This window comes from Psychrobacter pygoscelis, from assembly GCF_004335015.1.
Lineage (GTDB): Bacteria > Pseudomonadota > Gammaproteobacteria > Pseudomonadales > Moraxellaceae > Psychrobacter > Psychrobacter pygoscelis.
Genome location: NZ_RQRU01000003.1, coordinates 360,955 through 385,423, shown reverse-complemented (window position 1 = coordinate 385,423; position 24,469 = coordinate 360,955). Strand labels below are relative to the sequence as shown.

Genomic DNA, 24,469 nt, shown 5'->3' with positions numbered 1-24,469 from the left:
CAATATTTCAGTAATAAAAAGCAATATTTGAGAAACATTAACAATTGCGAATAGTTCCAAAATTTTAATTACGGCTTAGCAGCTTTATTTCATGGGTATTGCTAGAATTAATGTTGGGGAGAGATTACCACTGACCGCAGAACTTTTTAAACAAAACATGATAATCGTCGAATAAAATAGTGTCAGTGGTAAAAATAGATTGAAAGTTAAAAGTCGCTTAATTAGTCGATAATCTTTTAACGATTAGTTTATGAAGTTTTATTAAATACTGTATTAAACCAAAGTTTTAATGACTCGTGTTTATCCAAAATAGCCAACCTAGTAGTCGAGATATTACTGGCTTGATGGGTTGAGTTATAGATATCAGGATTGTCTCTTTGGGCGGTGCCAATGACGTTATTGTTACTTTTATTAGTCTTCAGCTGATCATTCCCATGCTTTGCTAAGGGAGCAGGCGCATACAGGTAAGAAGAGGAGCCAGAGCTAACAATACCATCATCAGTAATTATAATATCCGTTAAGGGTAGATTTCCTCTATTAAAGGCTAAAATGTAATAAGCGATGCATTGTTTAGGGTCAGCCTCCAGGATAGGATTGATAGTAAATCCTGTCTTTGAGTCGCGAGACTTGGGCGTATCGTACAGTGAGGCACTGACATTGCTACAATCATGCACATACTGATATTTACGTAGAACTAAGGGCTGATATTGGGGCGTAACATCGCCAAAATTGAAACTACTGTCTGCTGTTAGTTGGTGTAGATCTACTGTCACCTTATTTTCAGTAGTATCAACGGTATAACCTTTAGCATTGGTTTGTTCCAAGCATAGCTGACCGTTAAAGCGAGCGGCTTGCTGACGGATGGCACTGCTTACTTCAATATTATAGCGGCCATTATTGCCAGTATTCACAACAGTAGCGTTGCCAGCTATGTTAATGGGGTTAGCAGAGTAATCTGACGAGCAGCTACCGGCGTATAATCGAATCTGTGAATTAGCAATACCAGGCTCAGGATAAGAGTCATCGAACTGACCATTGAAGTAGTCAGTATTCGTCACTGTCGGACGATTGGTGTCTATACTAGACAGATTGACATTAGCAAAAGTGATGCCTTTAGAGGTAATGCTAGAGTCTGGGTGCGGCTGTGCGGCACCGATATCATTAAAGACAATGCCTTTGATATGCAGCTCTTTAGGCGTGTTGGTAAAGGTACAGACAATCTCATCTCCATAGCTTAGATTGGAGAGGGAGAATGAGCTTCCAGTACCTCTTGGCATTGTAGAAGAGCTACTTGCAGTTGAGTTGTTGCAAGAATAGCTTGACGTGTAATTACTATTAGTCCCGCCTTGAACTACCGATTCAGAGATATTGTAGGTAGTACCTGACTCTAGCTGTAGTAACTCTGAACGGTCTTTACCAGTGACGAAGGTGTCATTTGTACCTTCAGTAGTAAAGCTCTTCAAAGGAGTGCTGCTGTTACCTTTTTTGATGTCAATTTTGAATTGATCTTTTGTGTCAAAACGATCGCCAGTCAGTACCTTTTTTACGATAAGCTTAGGAGGGGCTAAGCAAAAATAAAAATCTGAATATCCTACTTGGTGAGCAGTGCCGTTTCCAGCATTTCTACCAGCCTCATTACTATGGGTAAGTCTCATAGGAGTATTGGCAGATTTGTATCTCCAATAGGCATTAATGTTACAACCTTGACGACCACAGTTTTTATCTTCTTTGGCGGTAACAATATTATTTTCACTATTGATGTTATGGTAATTGGGATTATAAGTAAGGATACCATTAGATGTTGATACGTCAGCTTGTTCGATATAAGACGCACCTTTGTTTGAATATTGAGCGTCTAAATCTTGAATGACAAATCCAGCTTGTGATACTGGCTTATTAATAGTGATATCTATTATGTGGTTAACTTTGTTAGCAGTAGATTTATGATCCATATATAGCGCATTAGTAATACCCCCCCTATCGCTACCATAATAGGGTGAATTAGCATTGTTCTTATCCATAATATTAGAAAAACTAATATTAAATTCAATGGTGTCTTTTGTATCCCTAAACTGAAATGTACGACTGGTAGTAGCGGTCCGCCATTCTGTTAGAGATGGCAAGCTAGAGGAGGTATTATTTATCTCAAAACGCCTATGCCCTGCTGGACAAGCGGCGGGTTTAATAGTGCTACCGGTATCAAAAATACTAATGACCGTATCAGTGTCACTAGCAGATTGAGAGGGGATGGAAGCTTGGCTGACAGTTGCTGTATTAGTAACCCTGCCTGAAGTAGCGGTGACTAAAGTAGGGACCTTAATGGCGTATACTTGTCCAGCAGCTAGATTAGGTATCACATAGCCTGACTCTAATTGGGTTACTGAGGGCAGACTGTTACTGTTACAAACATTATTAGTGACTGAGCTATCGCAGGTAATATTAGATTGCTTCGATAGTCCAGTGACGGCTGGATCAATGAGCCTTGGAAGGGTTAACGTCTTCGTTGAGGTGTTTTTTACTTGTACTGAATAAGTTGTGAGTGATTGTGCACGTACTAGGTTAACTTCCTTACCATTTTCATTATTATCCTTCGTGATTGACAAAGGCGGTAGTAGACAAAAACTATCAAAACGAACATCAATGGTTTGAAAGCCATTTCCCCTACTGTCGCTATTATAATATTTTATGATAATTTTTTTTACCGGCTGATCAAATTTAGCACTCGCACGTCGTTCATCATTATATTGACCATCCGTCTTCGCATCAGTTGCCGCCACCACTGTATTATTTGAGCTCTTGGTTACTTTAGTACTGTAGGTAGTAATAGTAGCTGGATCAATATTTTGATTAAATTGTGTTACGCCGGTGAATTGGAGTTTATCAACATAGCCACTCCCATTATCAATATCATAAATACTAATATTTAAATCAGTCAATGGCTTGGTAAATTCAAACTCTATCGTAGAGAAATTATTGCTTCCTACTGCACTCTGATCAACTTGAAAAGACCCGTTAGTAATGTTAATTCCAGTACCCTTTATAGAGCTACTAGCCTTTCTACTGTTAGTAAACGCCCCATTGATTGTAAAATCGTCATCCTTAGTTGCAGTGGAGGCATTAACTGGAATTGTTGAACGTACTGTGCTGCTGTTGCCTGACCTGATTTCACTAAAGGGCCACTGCTGGTATTCGCTTTTAGTTAGGCCACTGCTGTTACAAGTGGCTGCGAATGCTACATTACTAGCGCTGCCCATGATCAACAACACTAATGCTACGATTACCTGCAAGCTCATCGTATAAAAGTAGCCACTCGTTACTTTAGAGTTAGTATTTAGCTTATCTACCAAAGGTTTGACACTATGCTGCCCTGTAGTATCTGCACCATGCACAGGTCTAGAGCAATAAATCAATGGATAAATAAGGGATTGTAAACGATGGAGCAATGTCATACAGATCTTCTCGGTGGTAAAAGGAATTATCAAAGCAATAGCAAAACGACAATCAGCTCAAGTGACTGGTAAAGACTACGAGCTAGTAAATATATCGACTTGCATTTAGCAATACTTGCTGATCTTTTCACTATTCATACATCACTTATTGACATCTATGAAACTCTATCATTATCTATTGAGCGGTTTTTAGGATCATCACAGCAATGGATATGAACGCAGCCTATAAGGAGATAATAGATGGATTGGATAGAGACCATAAAGACGAGGGATGTCTAAAGCAAAGATAAAAGGCGTACTAGGAGTACTTCTAACTAGTTATAGGGTTAATCTATAGAGCAATCGATACTGATACTAGGAGAAGCTATACACCCATAGCTAAATTAAACTTAAATCGAGTATCAAGAGCAGGTTTTGACTGCGAATTGTAATATAAAGTTGAGTAACGACAAACAGAAATAAGACGAAGTTAAGATTTATGGTTACGACTGTCATAGCGTTATAAATTATTAACATAACATATGCTTGCTGTAACAGTGTGGCATACTAGTACAAAAGGTGCATTTGACTAAGTGGTATTTTAATAAGCGACATTAACTAAGTAGCATTTAAATAAGTGATATTTAATAACGAAATGTCAGTTTCGTTATCATTTAGTTGGAGAGATAGATAAGGTTTTAGTAAAGCCGTTATAATATGAGCACTGCAAAATTAACCACTGCACACTTCAATAATCTTCAATAATATAGTTACTAGAATCTTCAGTTGCTTCATATGACCTTAGTACCACCTTCCAAACTGATTAATTAAGTACTATGGCCGCCAATAAATTGGTAGGCAGCGATATACTATGACTATTTACAATAAGGACAGAAACTATGAATTATTACAAGGATGCCGACAGGCTAGAAACCCAAGAGTGGCTAGATGCCTTTGAGTCGGTCATAAAACATGCTGACAAAGATCGAGCTCAGTTTTTGTTAAAAGCCTTGTATAACATGGCAGTGCAAGAGGGTTTACCATTTAACCGTCTTGACACCGCTTATATCAATACAATCCCTGCAGAAGACGAGCCAGCATATCCTGGTGACCTCCATATAGAGCGCAAAATCCGCGCTTTAGTTCGTTATAACGCCTTAGCTATGGTGATGCGTGCCAACCAGAATGACGACGATCTTGGTGGGCATTTGGCGACATTCGCCTCCAGTGCGACACTTTATGAGACTGGGTTTAACCATATCTTCCGTGCTGCCAGCGATCACTTTGGTGGCGATATGATTTATTACCAAGGCCATTCTGCACCTGGTATCTACGCCCGCTCATTCCTAGAAGGCCGTTTGACTGAAGAGCAGCTAGAGAACTTCCGCCGTGAAGTCGGGGGTAAAGGTCTGTCGAGCTACCCACATCCTTATTTAATGCCTGACTATTGGCAGTTCCCAACGGTCTCAATGGGTCTTGGCCCGATCATGTCTATCTATCACGCTCATGTGCAAAATTACATGGTCAATCGTGGTCTACTAGAAGATGAAGGCCGCAAGATTTGGGCGTTCTTGGGTGATGGTGAAACGGATGAGCCAGAAAGCTTAGGCGCAATCTCCTTAGCTGGCCGTGAGAAGCTGGACAATCTTATCTGGGTGGTCAACTGTAATTTACAACGCTTAGATGGCCCAGTTCGTGGTAACGGTAAAATCATTCAAGAGCTTGAGTCTGTCTTCCGCGGTGCTGGCTGGCGCGTGATTAAACTTATCTGGGGCGGCAACTGGGACCCATTACTGGCCAATGATGAGAGCGGCGCTTTAAAACAGCGTATGGAAGAGGTCGTTGATGGTGAGTATCAACTTTATGAGGCCCGTGATCCACAATTTATCCGTGAAGAGTTCTTTGGAAAGTACCCTGAGCTAAAAGAGATGGCCGACGCGCTCACTAACGAGGATATCGCTAGGCTTAATCGTGGTGGTCATGACCCAGTAAAAGTCTATACCGCATTTAGTGAGGCGATGAAGTCTAAAGGGCAGCCTACTGTTGTACTAGTGAAGACAGTCAAAGGTTATGGTCTATCCTCGCAGGCTCAATCAGTCAACAAGACTCACCAGATTAAGAAGCTTGACGAAGACGCGCTGCTATACTTCCGCGATCGTTTTGATCTGCCATTTACTGATGATGAGCTACAGAATCTGCCATTTTATCGTCCAGCTGAAGACTCAGCAGAGATGCGTTATCTAAAAGGACGCAGAGAGGCGTTAGGAGGCCATCTGCCTAACCGTCGTAGTGGTCATATCCCACTTGAAATCCCTGAACTATCGATGTTTGATCGGGTATTACAAGGCAGTAAAGGTAAAGAGCAGTCTACCACAATGGTATTTGTACGCTTGCTCTCAGCAATGCTAAAAAACAAGGACATTCAAGACCGCGTCGTGCCTATTGTCCCTGATGAGGCGCGAACTTTTGGTCTAGAAGGTATGTTCCGTCAGCTAGGGATTTACTCAGCAGCCGGTCAGACTTATACGCCAGAAGATAGCGATGCGCTAATGGGCTATAAAGAAGCCAAAGATGGCCACATGCTTGAGGAAGGCATCAATGAAGCGGGGGCAATGAGCGCTTGGATTGCTTTAGCGACCAGCTACTCGGTCAATGCTTTGCCGATGATCCCACTATATATCTATTATTCTATGTTTGGTTTCCAGCGTGTAGGCGATCTTGCATGGGCAGCAGGAGATTGCCAAGCTCAAGGTTTCTTACTCGGTGCTACCGCAGGTCGAACTACGCTAAACGGTGAAGGCCTACAGCATCAAGATGGTCATTCACAAGTACTCTTTGGTACAGTGCCAAACTGTGTCAGCTATGATCCTTGCTATGGCTACGAGTTAGCCGTCATTATGCACGATGGTCTGCGCCGTATGTATGGCGAAGGTGAGCGTGTCTACTATTACATCACCTTGATGAATGAAAACTATGAGCATCCTGCGATGCCTGAAGGCGTTGAAGAAGGCATCAAACGTGGTATGTATCTGTTAGAAGATAATTCTGATAAAGAAGGCAGTATCCAAGTTCAGCTGCTCGGCTCTGGGGTAATATTACGTGAAGTCCAAAAAGCGGCCCGTATATTGAGTGAAGAGTTCAATATCAAAGCTAATGTTTGGAGCGTTACCAGCTTTAATGAGCTGACGCGAGATGGTATGGCTTGTGATGACTATAATCGTCTACATCCATTAGACGAAGAGAAAGTGCCTTGGGTCACTGAGCAGTTAGCTCCGCATGATGGTATTGTGGTAGCAGCGACTGACTATATGCGTACGTACGCTGAGCAGATCCGTGGTTGGTTGCCAGACAATCGTCCTTATACCACACTAGGTACTGATGGCTTTGGCCGCTCAGATAGTCGTGAAAAGCTACGTAGCTTCTTTAACGTCAATGCTGAGCATATTGTTGTCGCTACGCTAAAACGCTTGGCGGATGAGGGCGAGGTTGAGATGCGACTGGTCAAAGATGCGATTGCCAGCTTTGATATTGATGTCGATCAGCCGCCAGCTTGGCAGCCGCAGCCACACTTTGATCATTTCCCTGATGCGCCCGGTCCAGACAATGTTAAACCACATCCAGTTCCTGAATTGATTGAAGAGGATGATGATGAAATTAGCAGTGAAGGTCGCGCTGAAGATCAAGCTGATGCCGCACTATTAGATGATGACGACATCAAAGAATAATAACGGCAGAAGCTAATAATACGGAATTGGAGAAATATCATGGAAATCAAAGCACCAGATTTAGGTGTAGAAAGTGCCGAAGTCAGTGAAATCATGGTCAGCGTTGGTGATGTCATCGCCAAAGATGACAATATTGTATTGCTAGAGTCGGATAAGGCATCGGTAGAGGTGCCAAGTAGTGCAGCAGGTAAAGTCACTAGTATTGCTATCAGCGTCGGTGATCAGGTTAGTGAAGGCTCGGTGTTGCTTGAGCTTGAAGCTGCGGATAGTGAAGAGGTAGAGTCTGATTCTGACTCTAAAGATGATGCTGAAGAGCAAGCAGCGCCTGCTAATGAACACGCTGCCAGTGACAGTCAAAAAGATAAAGCGAGTGAGACTGATGCTGAAAGTTCTGCGACATCCGCTGACTCAGGCGCAGCAGAGCCAACAACTTATGCGCTTCCAGACCTTGGGGTTGAAGAAGCTCAAGTGGCAGAAGTGATGGTAGCCGTAGGCGATAAGGTAGAAGCCGAGCAGTCTATCCTACTTATTGAGTCTGATAAGGCGTCAGTTGAAGTACCAGCTCCGGTGTCAGGTACTATTGAGAAGATCTTGGTTAATGCAGGTGACACGGTTACTAATGGTCAAGACTTTATTGTGATTGTCGGTGGGCAATCCGCTAGTAAACCTGCCGCTGCGCAATCTTCTGAGTCTGATGGCGAGTCTGCAAAAGCTGATGCAGCAGACAAGGCAGCTGAAACAAAAGCTAAAAAGCAATCGCCACCTGCTAAGCCTGCGCCAAGTCAAGCTAGCAGTAAAAAGCTAAGTGAATCTGAAGTTAATGATAAGCTAACAGAGGTTTATGCTGGCCCTGCAGTACGTAAGCTTGCGCGTCAGCTAGGTATCGATATCACTCAAGTCTCAGGCTCAGCCGTCAATGAGCGTATTGTTAAAGAAGACTTGTTTGCTTATGTCAAATCGCGTATCAGCGGCACTGCGGCAAGCGCTTCGGTAGCGACTGGTACAGCCAGTCGCGGCTTACCAAACTTACCAGACATGAGTAAGACAGAGATTTGGGGCGAGACCGAGACAGTTGACTTGTCAAGACTGCAAAAAGTCTCTATCCCTCAGCTAAACTACAATACCCTTTTGCCGCAGGTTACTCAGTTTGATCTTGCTGACATTACTGATACAGAGGCACTGCGCGGTGAGCTTAAAGGTGACTTTAAGAAGCAAGGTATTGGTCTGACTATTTTGGCCTTTATTGTCAAGGCGACAGCATATGCCCTTACTCAGCATCCTAAGTTCAATAGCCATCTTAGTGATGATAATACACAAATTATCGTGCGAAAATCAGTCAATATGGGTATTGCAGTAGCGACTGATGATGGCCTGATTGTTCCTGTTATCAAGGATGCACAAGCGAAGGGTATCAAGCAGCTCGCCATTGAGATTGGTGAGTTGGCTGCTAAGGCTCGGGACAAAAAGCTTGGCACTAAGGATCTTCAAGGTGCTAGCTTTACCATCTCCAGTCAGGGCAATCTCGGTGGTACTTACTTCACGCCGCTGGTCAACTGGCCACAGGTTGGTATCTTAGGTATCTCCGAAGCGACCAAGCAGCCGCGCTGGAATGAAGAGAAGCAGACGTTTGAGCCACGACTTATGTTGCCATTGTCACTGTCATATGATCATAGAGTCATTAACGGTGCTGATGCAGCGGTATTCACTCGTTACATCGCTAAGCTACTCGCTGACCCAAGACGTATCTTGCTTTAATTTAGGCTATATAAGCAAAAAAAAAGACCATCAATTGATGGTCTTTTTTTACCTTAACTTTACTGGTTAGAAAATATTGAATAATTGCTTTAAGTATTAAGCCAAATTAATAATTTACTGATATCTGTGCAAAAAATAAGTTATGCTAAATAACGGTAATGATAAAATCACTGATAGTTATTGTATAGATACTGAGTGCCTATAGGATTAAATTTAATCAACTTTGCTCTTAGGGATAACCCTAAAGTTATGGATAGTGATAAATTGTTTAAATGCTCAATTTACAAGTGTGCTTGTATGAGAGGAGAGGTTTTTAGTGATAATTTATGTTAATTAGAGGCTATTGTAGCAACTCACCGTCACGCTGTGAGTGTGCTAAAAGCCTGATACTCATTATCAGTAATAATGATTGCTGTCCAAAATGTGGCTCTGCACTGGTATTTGGCTTAGAAGATAAGGCCGATGGTAGGCTAGAGCAGAGAATATTTCACATTGGCTTGGTCTGTGTGTTATTAGTTAGTTTATCGGCGATATATTTAACCTATCATATCTAACCTATTATATTTAACTATTCCTTTACGTAGCTGATCTGATAAAGGGGAAGCTTGTAGATAGTTAAGTAATCAGTCCTGAAGTTAGTATCCAAATTTAGACCAACGCTTAGTCGGTATTGGTATTAACTATCAGTTGCTCGCGGATCTATTTTGGCGCATATTAAAAAATAGCGTGTCATCTTTAATCGTTGTGTAATAATAGCGGTTATAATCCTAATTTTACAATCGTCTAATTCTTACTAACTTTTACCAAAGCTTAGGAATGGTATGCCTTCCCACCTCATCCATCGCTTACGTCTTTTCGTTTATAACAATTTACAAAATAAGCATCACTACTCAAGGCTTAGCCGGTACGTAGATTATTTTTTAATATTACTTATCTTAACGAATGTCACTGCCATGATTGCTGAGTCGGTTGACGTTTGGTATTACCCCAACCAACAGCTGTTTATATGGTTTGAGAACTTCTCAATTGTCGTTTTTACCATTGAATACCTCTTAAGACTATGGTCTATCGTTGAGCAAGATCCCGAAAGGAATAATTGGGAGCAGCGCTGGCAGTGGATCAAAAGCCCAGGCGCTCTAATCGACCTTATCGCTATCGGCCCCGCTTACTTAAATTTCTATGTCAATATCGACCTGCGATTCTTACGGATACTGCGGCTCATTAGACTATTAAAGTTGACACGCTACTTTGCTTCGATGCGTATTTTATTGGTGGTGTTGAACAAAGAGCGTGGCTCCTTTCAAGCCGTTTTATTTATATTAGTGATATTGATCGTGACCGCCTCTAGTGGTATTTACTTGGTAGAAAATCAGGCTCAACCTGATGAATTTGAGTCAATTCCTAAGTCTATGTGGTGGGCGGTAGTGACCTTAACTACCGTTGGTTATGGCGATGTCATTCCGATCACCATGGCCGGTAAAATATTGGGTGCGATTATAACCATTCTAGGGGTAGGTCTAGCGGCGCTTCCTGCAGGTATCTTAGCGACAGGTCTGGCCAACGAGCTATCGCAGCGCCGAGAGGAGCTTGAGCAGCGCTTTCGAGAACTATTGCTAGAAGGTGATCTAGATCTGGTGCGCAATCAGATGAAAATTGAGAATATCCGTAAAGAGCTGGGCTTGGATAAGGAGCAAGCTCAAGATATTGTGCTGCAAGTTCTACGTGAGCAAAGTATAGAGCAACGAGAGCAAGCCTTTATCAAAAAGAATTTCTGTCCGCACTGCGGTGAGCGACTCGACTAGATGATTATAGGAATTGATGATAGAGCAATAGCTAAAATAAGCTAGTGTCAGTTAGCTTTAGCCCAAGACATAAAGTCACTATATGTCTTAGGCTAGCTTTATTACTATTGATTTTGTGGCTATTAACTTTAAAGCTATCGATTCTATAACGACTAGCTATTAAGAGGGTATAAGAATAAGAGAAGCGCTTAGTTTATTGGTGATTTCATTAACTTGGCTTCGACGGGTAATGAGCGTCTCAACTCATGGCTAATAAACTTAGCCATTTTGGGTATATTATTGCTGTCTGTAGGGAGATTCTGAACGGTTAAATGCCAATCATCAATCTCGCGGCGTAGATGAGCAACCCATAAAGCATTACAGTCTGGCGGCAGAGTCGTTAAGTCGACGTTAAAAGCCACATTGCCTTCATCATCGCTAAGGTGTAAGCTGCCGGCCTCTATTGAGCGAATAGGCTGACCGTAGTAAGAGCTTAAGACCAGAGCGATATGAGCCACATGACTCGGTACGCTAGCTAGCCGAATGACGATTTGTTCAGGATCTACCGAACCTTCATATTCAGCTTGCTTGCCGCGATCTTTGCCATTTAAGCTATCACCCTGATGACGGACAGTCTCAGAGCTATCACGCAGCTCTTTAAACCAAACCGTATCTAGCAGATTGCTTTTGGCATCATAGAGCATACAAGATATATCTAAGTCCATCTCACCTTGATTCTTGCGAATTTTGTTCATTAGTCCCGGTAAAGTGGCCTCGGTCGCTTTGAAGTTTAACCCATAATGGAGAGCTTCTAGTCTTAATCCTAGTGCGCTCAGGGTATCGGATACCAACGATAGCGGAGCGGCAATATGGTTGGTCATTGACTCTGACATAGTTATCCTTTTATTTGATATTGGACAGTTGTAAATAGCGATAGATTAGTATGTTATGGATTAAGGCCAGTGTGGTGTCAGCTAAATTTAGCTAACGTGGTTAAATCTTACAGCTAGGTAATAAAAACTACTAAGCTACAGCGCTAATCTATTAACCCCTAAATTGCCACTCCACGCGCCTCACAATGGCTCCTGATTGACCGCGGCAAACAATATTTCAGGTTTGGCATCGATTAAGCCTTCACCAAAACCGCGAAGCCACCATACCAGCTGTGATGTGAGATTGATGGTAGCATTGACGGTCATAGTGTCGTCGTCATGCATGATTACCTCTTGGTCTGAGCTTAACTGACTTTCTGTCAAGCTTTTGCCAGCGGCAGTCTTAAAGCGTAGGCTGACAGCTGTTTGTTTGCCGCGATCAGGCAGTTGGCTAAATAAGGGATGAGCAAATCCCATACCACCATCATCCAAGTAACTATTAAGATCAAAGTCAGCAGGGGTAATAGCTGATTGCTCTAAGACCTCGACATTCTCAAATCTATGCAGGGCAAAAGTACGAACGATAGCTTTGGGATCATCCACCCGAGAGGCCAGAAGATAAATGACCACGCCGCGCTGGACAATGGCTAATGGATTGAGCAAGTATTGACTAGGTTCGGGCTGAGAGCGCCTAGTATACGCTGCTTGAATCTGGCGCTGGTTAAAGAGTGCATGGTAGATGTTGTCTTTGCATTGCGGTTCGATATGCGGCGGGATAAGAGGCTGAGTTGCCGGCTCAATACGAACCCTATCTAACCACGAGTGAGTGACTTTACTGTCTTTTAATTGTCGACGGGCCAAATCAAACCAAGGGAATAACTCATCTAGGATTGCTGGTGGTAAGAGTTGGGTGAGATTGGCCTCTACCATATTGAACGCCACAGCCTGCGATAAGTTCATATGCGGCAGGCTTTGTAATGGCGCATCTTCACGCCAGCGCCAACCTTGAGGGTTGGCATTGTTTTTCTCGATGGGAAAGCGTTTGGCCAAAGCATTCAAGTCACGCTGCACTGTTCGAAGGCTGACCTCAAACCCTGCCATATTAAGCTGCTCATAGATATGTGCAGTACCCACCCAGCGGCCTCGCTCTAATTGAGAGAGCACTTGCCATTGCCGAGCAGTGGTGGCAGCGCCATGCGTCGTCGATGATTTATCCATATTTTACTTATTTTAGTGAATAGTATTGAGGTTAATGAGGTCAAGTAAAGCATGTTTCTAGGTGTCTTGAATTAGGTTATTAGATCATCAAGCACCGTATCACTTAAAGGGGTATTATAGCTGAATTTTATAGTAAGTCTGAGATTTGTCTAGTATACGAATCTTGCCATTGCTGCAAGTCAAGGTTAGAAGTGGGCAATTGTAACTGACAGCTAGCGATTCGGGATACTTATCACTGCTCAGCTTCAAGCTTAGCTATACTAACTTTATTATAATAACGCTACAGCGGTAGTGGAATAAACTTTTGCAGTTGCAGTCTCTCTTAACGTGACTATAGTAAGCCAAAAAATCTATACCAGTACCGACTCATAATGCAACAACGCTATTGTATTTAGAATCGACTATATAGGCTATTAGAAAGTCAGCCCATTAGAAATACAGTAGATAGTATAAGTCAAGTTTGCTCAACTAGTGCAGGCCGACTATAGGCTGGCATGCCTTGCGGACAAAACTATACAATAATTACAGAGTGATTATAATAAAAACTCCGTCAATGCTAGCAATAGCACTCATTTTTCGTGGCTTAGGTCGATTACCCGAGCTGGTTAAAATAATATTTTTATCATGAAAGCTTTTAAATACGATCAGTAATCATCATGTTTTATTTTTTGTAGAATTATCCATGAGCGCAATTGGCTCATCTTCGTCCTCCCAAGAACATAAGCGCTGAACGATCTTGCCAAATAGACTCTTCTTTTTATAATTCCCTTTTTTCGTCCTTGAGTTCACTGTAATACCAGTGAGTAGCATCAGCGCCTCGTATAGAGTCGATACAGCATAAATATGAAACTGGCCCGCTGTGACCGCCTCGATAATATCTTCTCGTAGCATAAGCTGGGCAATATTAGCCGCAGGAATAATGACTCCTTGATCACCAGTAAAACCTTGCTCACGGCACGCATCATAGAATCCTGCAATCTTGGCATTGATACCGCCTACCGCTTGAACTTCCCCCAACTGGTTCATGGAGCCGGTGATGGCTAATGACTGCTTTATCGGCACATCGGCTAAAGCTGAGAGTAGGGCGCAAGCTTCGCTGAGAGTAGCACTATCGCCATCGATATGAGCATAGCTTTGCTCAAAGGCCAGGGAGGCACTAAAATTAAGAGCATGATGTTGGCTAAATAAAGCTCGTAAATAGCTGGTCATGATCAGCATACCTTTGGCATGTAGGCTACCGCCCAGCTCGACATCTCGCTCAATATCTAAAATCTCACCGGCACCGATGTTGGGCTGAATAAGTGCTGTCAACCTTGCTGGCATACCAAACTCACTATCAGCATAGCTGATAACAGTCAGCGCGTTTAGTTGACCAACAGCATAGCCCTGAGTATCAATTAATTGCTGACCCTCTTTAAGCTCTTGCCAGTAAAGCTCTTTTAAGTAGCTTGAACGCTCAACCATGTCCATAATAGCGCTTTTGACGTCAATCTCCGTGACGGTATTGGCAATTGATTTAGCTGCTGAGTCTGAGGTAGCGGAGCAAAGCAGTGCCGAGTTAGTGCCCAGCTCAGAGCTTGACTGTTGCTGACGCAATAACGCATGCCGATTAGACTCATGTAACAATTGAATGAGTCGGTCGCTATGTAGGCTAAGTTTGTTTTGGTCTTCAGCTTGTAGGCTTAGATGATCAAGAATAGCGGCTTGAGCGTAATTATCAAAAGGCAGTAGGCCGTATCCCTGAATCATATCTGCCATCTTAGCGACCAAGGCAAGCTCAGAGTCAATACTGCGACCAACCTCATCATGGAAGTCGGCTCGAATCTTGAAAACCGCATTAAATTCGGGTTCAAGCTCTAAAAGCTCGTAATAAAGGTCCGGCTCGCCAATGAGTACGACTTTGACATCTAAGTCTATCGCCTCAGGTGCTAGTGATAGGCTACCGGTTAAGGTTAGCATTTGTTCAAGGCTAGATAGCTTGATCTGTCTAGATTGTAGCGCCCGCTTTAACCCTTGCCAAGCGTAGGGATGCTCTAATAAGTGACTGGCTTCGAGCAATAGATAGCCACCATTGGCTCGGTGTAAGGAGCCAGCACGAATCATACTGACATCGGTCATCACCGTACCTAGCTGAGTGACTTGCTCGACATGACCCAGCAAGTTAAGATGCGTCGGCAAGTCTTCAAAGATAATCGGCGCGCCGCTATTAGCTGCTCTGGATACTAAGACATTGACGCAATAGCGGCTGGGTGTCTCACTAAGAGGCGGAGCCTTAAACGCCTCATCATCTCCATTAACGATGTTTTCGGCATGAGTAACCATATCTGCCATGATGGTATCGAGATAGTCAATGACTAAGGGTAATGCCGAAAATTGCGCTTTGGCTTTGGCAAATAATGGCGTTAGTGCTCGGGTAGCGGTAGTGCGATTTAAGCGCTCAATCTTTGTGTTTGCGGCATCTTCTAGTTGTTCTAAAGCTATCGTCAGTTGATTGAGGCGCTTTTGCATATGGTTTTGCTGAGTGTTAGGCGTGAGCATCCCTTTTTTACTGGATACTGCAAGCTCAGAATACGCGCTATTAGTAGCCTGATTTTCTAAACTGCTAGTGACGTCATTAGAGCTGGTGACGTCAGTAGCAATCTGAGCCTCCTCTTTATTCGTCTCATCCTCAATAGCCGTATTTGCTGAATGATTACTAGCTTCTTTTACCGCTGTAGAGTCCGTAGGTACAAATATTGCTTTGTTATCATATTCGCGAAAGCTGAGCATTAAGTCATACTGTTTGCCTTCAGCATCTAGGGCGTCATAGGCCTCAGTCTCTTGCTGATGTGTCTGGTTTTTGATGGCTTCGATTTGACTCTGATAGCTATCGCTGCGAAAGCGTTGATTAAGGCGTTTTTTTGCACTGAGCCACAAGTCGTCTACGGCTTGCTTTAGTTGAGACCCTCTACCAGAGGGCAGGGTAATAGCAGTCGGCGTGCGCGGATCGGTAAAATTATGCACATATACCCAGTCGTTTGGCGTCGCTTGACTGGCAGCAATTTGCTTTAGCAGACGCATAATTAGCGTACGCTTGCCCAAACCATTTTCACCGGCGGCAAAAATATGATAGCCACTGGCTTTAATACCGAGTGCCGTTCTGATGGCTTTAATGGCTCGAGCTTGACCATATTCAATGTCTATGGCTGCTGCTTGGTCTGTCGTAGCAGGTAGACTGGTAGGATCACTTCGGCGTTTTAACTGCTTGGCTGTCAATAGACATCGACTGACCACTTGTTCTGGAGTGCAATTCTCTAAATCCGCACTGATAATGGAAGCGCACTTGTTGGTCTTATTTATAGGGTGTTTTTGCTTTTTTTGTGGCTTATTCAGCCTGCGATGGCCATTTGCGTTATTGTTTGGCATATATTTATCTTAATGGTCGTGGTCATATGGTCAATGCACTGTAAAATTGATACGCTTTAGGTGACTGGGGTAACTTTGACACTAAAAGCTGTGGTGGTGTCGATACTATGTTCAATCACTTGTATCAAATTCTAAGTCAGGCAATTACAGTTGAAATGCTAAGCTAACCTATTAAAGATATTTAAACGAAGTTAAATATTAATTTAATAGTCATTAAGTAGTCAATTTTGTTAAGGTATTATAACGTTAAATGATGCTGACTTGATATCTTCTCTACTACGGTTGCTACGACCTGCGTCTAAGAGCGTCGCTGACCTATCATTATCATTATCATGGTAATGGTCAAGCCATGACTGAACAGTACTGTCAATAATAGATTCAGCACTACTCACTTCGTCTGTCAACATTGAGCATTAATATAAGAGCTATAATGCTATTATTATAGCTATCCGCAGCTGATTGAACCGTGAGCTGCTACCATCAATAAAAGGTATTCATTGACGGAGCAGAACTATCTTAACCTATCCATCAAATGCTGCACATGATAAAATGGTTCGCTTAGGCGGCCGTTGTCAACTTTAGTTAAGTTCATTGTCGGCTATGGTATACAGCGAATACCAAGATTAATATTGATATGAGTACTGAGAATATTGTGGATTTGACTGACCCCACTGGTATAGTAAAAATTAATAACGTGCTACCCAAGCTGGCAGACCAGCTTAACCATGCCGTCGATGAATTAGGATTGGCATTATCTGAGGCGCAGCTGCGAGCCTTACTGCTATATCTAGATAAGCTGCTGTTGTGGAATAAGGCGTACAATCTGACAGCCATTACTCAGCCTGTCGAAGCGCTGACCAAGCACATAGTGGATTGTCTAGCAGTTTTGCCACATTTGCCCAGTGGCTCATTATTAGATATCGGTACAGGGGCAGGCTTACCGGCCGTCATCATTGCTATCTGCCAACCTGAGCGTCAGTGTAGCGCCCTTGATAGTAATCAAAAGAAGATTCGCTTTATCCGTCAAGTGGTCTCTGAGCTGAAACTAGCCAATGTCCGCCCTATAGCGTCACGGATTGAGGCGCATAACGAGACTTATGAGGTGGTTACTTCGCGAGCTTTTGCCAGTCTGACAGATTTTGTGACATTAGCAGAACCACGAATGCAGTCTCAAGGTCAGCTGTGCGCCATGAAAGGTCGGCCACCTGAGCCTGATGAGCTGGCGCAGTTGCAAGCTCGGTGGCAAATAGAGGTTCTACCACTAATGGTACCTAAACTAAACGAATCACGAAATCTGGTTAATTTACGTCTTAATAACCTTTAAGATGATGTCTATTATTTGAGCCGGCTTAAGATTTTAGCGTAACGACTGTTACGTGATTGGATTTAAGTCATCGTGTGGTATGAGTAAAATTCAAATGACCAGTTACTTTATGGGCTACCCTTACTTAGTAGCCTATAAACCCATCGACATGGTTTGGGTTGATGTCTTGACAATGTATTTCAAATTAATGATATAAAGACGAGAGTCAAAGCTTCTACTGAGTGAGTGTATGGAAATTTTAGCAATTGCAAATCAAAAAGGTGGGGTGGGGAAAACGACCACAGCGGTAAATTTATCCGCCTGTTTGGCCGCTAAGCGTAAGCGAGTTTTATTGATAGATTTAGACCCACAAGGTAATGCCACAACGGGGACTGGCGTCGATAAAAACGATTTGGCCTTGACGATGGCTGACGTGCTGCTAGATGGTGTTGCCCTAAAAGAAGCTATTGTCAAAAGCCCAGCTGGCTTCGATGTCATTGGTGCTAACCGTGAGCTGTCTGGTATGGACATCACTTTGATGGGTCAGACCAATAGTCACGAGCTGCTCAAAGTAGCGATTGAGAGCGCTGATTTTACGTCAGCCTATGATTACATACTGATCGACTGTGCGCCGAGCTTAAACTTATTGACAGTAAATGCTTTAGTCGCTACTGATGGGGTAATTATCCCGATGCAGTGCGAGTACTATGCGCTTGAAGGTCTTGCGGATCTATCGCAAACTATTGATCGCTTAAAAGAGCTTAATGATAGACTGCATATCCGAGGTGTGGTGCGCACCTTATTTGATGCTCGAAATACGCTGGCCAATGATGTCTCTGATGAGTTAGACAGTCATTTTGGTGATATTATGTACCGCACGGTTATCCCGCGAAATGTGCGTTTGGCCGAGGCACCAGCTCATGGTATGCCTGTCTTAGCCTACGAAAAATCATCGAAGGGGGCTAGAGCGTATCAGCGCTTGGCCAATGAAGTCATCTCACAATCAAGGCAGTTGTCGTTAGCCCTGAATAGGCCGTAAGATTAGTCACTTGCGTCAGATACTGACGAGATTTGATAAGTCAATAACGGTATTTATATTTATACATTAGTTTTAGACGATAGTATTAGAGGACAGGTAATCATGGCAAAAAAACGGGGATTGGCTGCCAATCGGGGTCTAGATGCATTATTAGGCTCCATCAAAAAAGAGAAGCAGATTACTGCCGCGGCTTTGCAAGATGATAGCCTGACTGCTAATGACAATTCTCAGTCGCTAGCTAAGGGTGATGATACTGCGCGCAATAATGCCGCTAGCGATACCCCTTCACACAGCCATACCGATCAAGTGAATGGTAGCGCCGTTACAGCGAGAAGAGGTGCTATTAAGTCCAATAAGACAAGCCGAAAGCCTGCTGCCGCAAGTGCTAAGACTGCTCAAGCATCGACAATGCAGTCGGCAGAGGATCAGATTAGCTTGGTACAGATTGACTTGACCCGATTGCAAGCGGGTAAATATCAGCCGCGCCGAGATATGAGCGAATCGGCTTTGGCTGAGCTGGCTGCGTCGATTGAGCAGCATGGCATCATGCAGCCTATCGTTATTCGTCCGCTATTGGCGAAAGAAGATAAAGTCGACGATCAAGTCACTCACGAGATTATCGCTGGCGAGCGGCGTTGGCGCGCTGCAAAAATAGCAGGAATGACGGTTATTCCTGCTATTGAGCGTGCCTTATCAGATGAGCTGGCTATTGCCCTAGCACTGATTGAAAATATCCAGCGTGAGGACCTGTCTGTGATTGAGCAAGCTGCTGCCTTGCAGCGCTTTCATACAGAATTTGGCATGAGTCACGCGATGATCGCTGATGTCGTGGGTAAAGCTCGTACCACGGTCTCAAATTTGCTGCGATTAAATCAGCTTCACGACTCTGTTAAAGACCACTTGGCCAATAACGCTTTAGATATGGGTCACGCTCGCACACTGCTACCACTATCCCAAGCGCAGCAGCCTATTATCGCTCAAAAAATTATTGATGGTGGACTCACGGTTCGTGATGCAGAAAGACTGGTCAAATCTATATTAAAGCCTGAAAGTAAAGAGGATAAAAAGTCACAGAATGTCAGTCACGAGATTGAGCGACTGAATAAGCGCTTGTCTGATGCTTTAGGAGCTACCGTTAAGCTCAAGCAGAAAAAAGGTGGAAAGGGGAGTGTGGAGATATTCTTCCATAGTGAAGATGAGCTTGAAGCCTTAATTAACCATTTAAAAGCCTAATAGAAGTTGATCTAGCAGTCGCTAAATAATACTCAGGCAGATGAAATAAATGCCAAGTAAATAAAGCAACTATAAAAACCATAACAACCAGTGGAAACAAGACTTACAATAATAATCCATGAGTTAAAGTTTTTAGAATTGCTGTGGTTGTAGACTTGAATAAGAGAGTAGACGTATGTGGGAGCTGGTTAAGGCAGGTGGTTGGCTGATGACGCCAATCATCGTCTGTTCGGTGATTGCCTTGGTAATTACTATCGAGCGAGCAGGAAGATTGCGCTATAGTAAAGTGGCGCCAGTACAGCTGCGTAAGCAGCTAATTAATCTGCTGCGTAAAGACGGTGATATCAGTCGAGCGACGCTGATGAAAGTTAAGGAGAGGTCGCCGTTAGGAGATATCCTAGCCACAGGACTGCTTAATCGCCAATATGGTCTAGATTCTATGACCTTGCATATGCAAAATCGAGCCAGCGTTCAAGTCCATCAGCTTGAAAAAAACATCAATATGCTTGGCACTATTGGTGCTATTGCCCCATTATTGGGCCTACTGGGGACCGTCTTAGGGATTATCTCTTCTTTTCTAGCCATTACTGACGGGGCCATGCAAGATCCGACATTGTTAGCAGCAGGTGTCTCCCAAGCCCTTATTACCACGGCAGCAGGTATGATAGTCGCTATTCCCGCGCTAGTAGCGTATCGCTATTTCCAGCGCCGAGTGGTGGATATTAATGCTCGCTTTGAGACCGAGGCTGGGCTTATCATTCAAGAGCTTTATGACGAAAACTTGCTTGGCAGTCAAAGTACTGCTTACTCGGTAAAAACAGCAGATGATAAGAAGACGCTACAGGACGCTGGGATAACAAGTAGTAATGCTAAGGCAGTACCTCTAAACGAGCAAATCGAGGCTAGAGTACAAGAAGTCGTCAAAAAAGATAAGGTGTCGCACGTCTAAGTGTATTGTCAGTTAGTGCATGACTGACTTATTGTGATGCTCAGCACCCTTAAGATAGTCTATCAAGTTATTATTTAGTAAGGTTAGCGTATGCGATTTCGTAAGCCTAGTGTCGAGCCATTAGAAATTAATCTGACACCCATGATTGACTGCTTGCTTTTTTTGATTATATTTTTATTATTAGCGACCTCCTTTGATCATTATAGTCGGCTCAATATCGTCCTACCAGAAGCAGATGGAGTGACCACTACCGAAGACCCCAAAAAAATAGAGGTCGCTGTGCAAGAAGATGGCAGCTATCTGGTCAATGGTACTGCCTTGGGTGCTAATAATGAAGCCGCTTTGATCAATATGATAAAGCAGCGAGCAGGCGATGATCGTAATATGCTATTTGTTATTGCAGCCGATGGTAATGCCAGTCATCAATCTGTCGTTCGAGTTATGGATGTGGCAGGAAAGCTAGGGTTTGTGAACCTAAATATCAGTACAGTGACGCCTAAAGAGGGTGCACTGGCCATGCAGCCTGTCACAGCAAATTAGCGAGTAATGATGGGTGCTAATCTTTAAAATACCATCAATATTTATTATCTATTTTATTTAGATATCCATTCATTTATTAAATTTTTGCTTTTGAGGTCATTATGTCACAAGTTCCGCCGACAGATACCTCTGTGAGTGCTAGATCACCGTCTCAGTCTCAAGTAGATAATCAGCCGTCTCAAGAAACCTCTTCCTCAAACTCTAAAAAAATTATCCCGTCTCAAACAATGCCCATTAGAAAAGCGCCTTACCAGCCACCTAAAAAAAGAAAAACATTGCTGCGCTTGCTCAGCTATTTAAAGCCATATTGGTGGGCTTTGTTACTGACCATATTAGGGTTTGCGATTAATTCCGCGACTGAGATTTGGATCGCTAAGCTATTGCAGTACATTACGGATGCTATTAACCAAGGCGATCGATCTCGGCAAAATTGGTTTCCAGTGCTTATTATTGGACTATTCTTAGTCCGAGGCATCGGTAGCTTCTTAGGCAACTATTTCTCCGCTTTAATCTCACGCAATCTGGTTTATGAGCTTCGCGTTGAGGTGTTCAATAAACTACTGCGCTTACCGACAGCGTTTTACCTTGCCAATCCAGCAGGCACGATATCATCAAAGCTTATTTTTGATGTGGAACAGGTGACAGCGGCCAGCACAGACTCTATGAAAACTGTCTTGCGCGATGGTCTTACCGTGATCGCCTTGATAGGGTTTTTGTTATACAGTAATTGGCGTTTGACGCTTATTTTATTCGTCGTATTGCCGCCGATATTATGGCTGATCCGAGTGGCCTCTAAGCGTTATCTGCATCTGTCAAAAGGTATTCAGCAGACAATGGGCGATGTGAGTCATATCACCAATGAAGTCATCACTGGCTATCAAGTGGTTAAGAACTATGGCGGCCAGGCCTATGAGTCCAAGCGCTTTGACACCACCTCTAAAAAGAATCTGAAGCAAGGTATGAAGGTCGTCGTGACCAACAGTATAAATACTCCCGCGATTCAGTTATTAATGGCGATGGCGATGTCTGTGGTGGTGTGGTTGGCTCTACGCCCCGCAGTCATCAGTGGTATTACCGCGGGTGAGTTTATCTCCTATATCGCCGCTGCTGGATTACTGAGTAAGCCTGTTCGATCTTTAACGGATGTCAATCAAAAGCTGCAAAAAGGTATTGCTGCTGGTGAGTCTATATTCGCACTATTGGACGAGCCTGAAGAGCAAGACAGTGGCACCTTAGCACCGAGCTTAGCAGGTAAGATTGCTTTACGAGATGTCAGTCTCGTTTATCCTGACGGTACAGCGGCATTAACGAATTTTACCCTGGATATTAAAGCGGGTGAGACGATAGCGTTAGTCGGTCGCAGTGGTGCAGGTAAATCGACACTTGTGAATCTCTTAACCCGCGCACTACAGCCTAGTGGCGGTCAGATTCTGATAGACGATATCCCCATTGAAGATATCAAGCTTGAGAGCCTGCGCTCACAGATAGCGATGGTCAATCAGCAGATTGTCCTGTTTAATGCTTCAGTAACACAAAATATCGCCTATGGAAGCTTGGCGAGCAAATCACGTGAAGAGGTCGTTGAGGCGGCCAAAACGGCTTTTGCTGATGAGTTTATTAGCAAGCTACCGCAAGGCTATGACAGTCATGTTGGTGCTGAGGGTTTACAGCTATCTGGTGGTCAGCGTCAGCGGCTATCCATCGCTAGAGCTTTACTTAAAGATGCGCCTATTTTGATTCTTGATGAAGCCACAAGCGCGCTTGATAATGAATCTGAGTATTACATCCAGCAAGCTCTAGATAATGTCATGAAAGATCGTACTACGATCGTTATCGCCCATCGCTTGACAACGATTGAATCGGCAGATCGAATCGCAGTACTTGATGGTGGTCAGTTACTAGAGATCGGTACACATAATGAGTTAATGGCCGCTAATGGTCACTATTCACAGATGTATGCACGCAACTTTGACTTACCCGATGAGGGTATAACGCCGCGATGAGCCTAGAGACACGCATTACCCGTGCATGGCAGCAACAAGCATGGTGGCTTTGGCTATTACTACCAATCAGCGTGCTCTATGGCCTTATTAGCCGCATAAGACGACAGGCTTATCATCGAGGTTGGCTTACGCAGTATCATGCGCCTGTTCCGGTCATGATTATTGGCAATATCACTGTGGGGGGGAGTGGCAAAACCCCACTAATTATCTCGCTGGTGCAGTATTTGCAGCGGCACGGGGTAAAGGTCGGTGTCATTAGTCGCGGCTATGGTGGTAATGAAGCGTTGATGCCATTGTTAGTAACTCATCACAGTCAACCGCAGCACGTAGGTGATGAGCCTTGCTTAATCGTAGCGCAAACGGGTGTGCCGATGGCGGTCTGTCCTAATCGTCAGCAAGCAATAGAGACGCTACTGACCGCGCATTCTGATATTCAATTTATCATTGCAGATGATGGTCTTCAGCATTATGGGTTAGCACGTGACTTAGAATGGATCGTCGTAGACGAGAGTCGAGGTTTTGGCAATCAGCAACTACTGCCGACTGGGTTCTTGCGCGAGCCGATTCAGCGACTGGCGGAAGCGACCGTTATTCGGCACTGTAGGCCGCATCAAATCGAAGCTCATAAAGCTGCCTTGGATGAGACACCGATAGGCTCTTCTGGTGTCACAGCTGACTCTGCTCGTATGACGATGCACTTAAAAGCTGATGCGCTATGCCCGCTTATAGACCGACCAGCTTATGAGCACCTTGTAGCATCGTCTAACTCTACAACTAGTGAGCAAAATGTAGCATCGACTGCGTACCAGCCTCAGGCTGGAATGACGGTCCATGCGATCAGTGGTATCGGTTATCCAAAACGTTTTTTCGTGACACTGGCTGAGTTGGGTTTGCAGGTTATTGAGCATCCGTATCCTGATCATTATGCCTTTACTTGGCAGGTGTTAGAGCAGTATTCAGATCACCCTATTGTTATGACCAGTAAGGATGCCGTAAAGTTTCGTGTCTTGGCACAGCAGCAAATTGAGCAAGCTACTGAGCAATTAGTAGCTGATAACACCGATACTAATAACACTTATCAGCCTATAGAGGCACTGGTTAATCTTCTTAATCGCCTTTGGGTACTGCCGGTCACAGCTGAGCTATCAGCAGACTGCTATCAAGCTTTGCATACTCAGCTTGAGTACTTTGGCATATCGGTTTAATTTCATTTGCATC

At 43.7% G+C, this 24,469-nt stretch carries 14 protein-coding genes; 10 read left to right on the top strand and 4 right to left on the bottom strand.

The features are described 5' to 3' along the window. Positions 1-248 precede the first annotated feature (248 nt). Positions 249-3,449 carry a prealbumin-like fold domain-containing protein gene (locus EGV92_RS09795; protein ID WP_131669065.1) on the bottom strand — a complete coding sequence of 1,067 codons (3,201 nt, stop codon included), beginning with the start codon at positions 3,447-3,449 and terminating at the stop codon, positions 249-251. An 878-nt stretch (positions 3,450-4,327) separates the two neighbouring features. Here EGV92_RS09795 and aceE point away from each other — a divergent pair. The 3 genes from aceE (at position 4,328) to EGV92_RS09780 (ending at position 10,710) form a co-directional block, all read left to right on the top strand. After that, a complete protein-coding gene (aceE, locus tag EGV92_RS09790) occupies positions 4,328-7,153 on the top strand; it encodes a pyruvate dehydrogenase (acetyl-transferring), homodimeric type (RefSeq protein WP_131669064.1) in 2,826 nt (941 codons plus the stop codon). 39 nt (positions 7,154-7,192) lie between these two features. Then, positions 7,193-8,908 (top strand): 2-oxo acid dehydrogenase subunit E2, encoded by a 1,716-nt coding sequence (locus EGV92_RS09785; protein WP_131669063.1) that lies wholly within the window; start codon positions 7,193-7,195, stop codon positions 8,906-8,908. Between the two features lie 821 nt (positions 8,909-9,729). Beyond that, positions 9,730-10,710, top strand: a complete 981-nt coding sequence (locus EGV92_RS09780) for an ion transporter (protein ID WP_131669062.1) — start codon at positions 9,730-9,732, stop codon at positions 10,708-10,710. A gap of 188 nt (positions 10,711-10,898) precedes the next feature. Here the strand turns inward: EGV92_RS09780 and EGV92_RS09775 are convergent, their stop codons facing one another. The 3 genes from EGV92_RS09775 to EGV92_RS09765 form a co-directional block, all read right to left on the bottom strand. Continuing rightward, a complete protein-coding gene (locus EGV92_RS09775) occupies positions 10,899-11,582 on the bottom strand; it encodes a TerD family protein (RefSeq protein ID WP_242678681.1) in 684 nt (227 codons plus the stop codon). 180 nt (positions 11,583-11,762) lie between these two features. Further along, positions 11,763-12,779, bottom strand: coding sequence for a helix-turn-helix transcriptional regulator (locus tag EGV92_RS09770; RefSeq protein ID WP_131669061.1), 1,017 nt, complete (start codon positions 12,777-12,779; stop codon positions 11,763-11,765). A gap of 654 nt (positions 12,780-13,433) precedes the next feature. Next, entirely contained in the window at positions 13,434-16,184 is a 2,751-nt protein-coding gene (locus EGV92_RS09765; protein ID WP_131669060.1) for an ATP-binding protein, read from the bottom strand. A 634-nt stretch (positions 16,185-16,818) separates the two neighbouring features. On the opposite strand from EGV92_RS09765, the gene rsmG reads away from it, so the two are divergent. The 7 genes from rsmG to lpxK all read left to right on the top strand — a co-directional run bounded on the left by rsmG (position 16,819) and on the right by lpxK (position 24,456). Continuing rightward, the gene (gene rsmG / locus EGV92_RS09760; protein WP_131669059.1) at positions 16,819-17,508 is read left to right on the top strand and encodes a 16S rRNA (guanine(527)-N(7))-methyltransferase RsmG; all 690 of its coding nucleotides are present in this window, start codon (positions 16,819-16,821) and stop codon (positions 17,506-17,508) included. A gap of 229 nt (positions 17,509-17,737) precedes the next feature. Next, positions 17,738-18,526 (top strand): ParA family protein, encoded by a 789-nt coding sequence (locus EGV92_RS09755; protein ID WP_131669058.1) that lies wholly within the window; start codon positions 17,738-17,740, stop codon positions 18,524-18,526. Positions 18,527-18,628: 102 nt separating this feature from the next. Next, positions 18,629-19,759, top strand: coding sequence for a ParB/RepB/Spo0J family partition protein (locus tag EGV92_RS09750; protein WP_131669057.1), 1,131 nt, complete (start codon positions 18,629-18,631; stop codon positions 19,757-19,759). A gap of 175 nt (positions 19,760-19,934) precedes the next feature. Continuing rightward, complete coding sequence (locus EGV92_RS09745; protein ID WP_131669056.1) at positions 19,935-20,708, top strand: MotA/TolQ/ExbB proton channel family protein; 774 nt, start codon at positions 19,935-19,937, stop codon at positions 20,706-20,708. A 90-nt stretch (positions 20,709-20,798) separates the two neighbouring features. Then, positions 20,799-21,248: an ExbD/TolR family protein gene (locus EGV92_RS09740; RefSeq protein ID WP_131669055.1), complete on the top strand. Its 450-nt coding sequence runs from the start codon at positions 20,799-20,801 to the stop codon at positions 21,246-21,248. A gap of 227 nt (positions 21,249-21,475) precedes the next feature. Further along, complete coding sequence (msbA, locus tag EGV92_RS09735; protein WP_131669097.1) at positions 21,476-23,251, top strand: lipid A export permease/ATP-binding protein MsbA; 1,776 nt, start codon at positions 21,476-21,478, stop codon at positions 23,249-23,251. Continuing rightward, complete coding sequence (gene lpxK / locus EGV92_RS09730; protein ID WP_131669054.1) at positions 23,248-24,456, top strand: tetraacyldisaccharide 4'-kinase; 1,209 nt, start codon at positions 23,248-23,250, stop codon at positions 24,454-24,456. Before msbA ends, lpxK begins: the two co-directional genes overlap by 4 nt. The last annotated feature ends 13 nt before the right edge of the window (positions 24,457-24,469 follow it).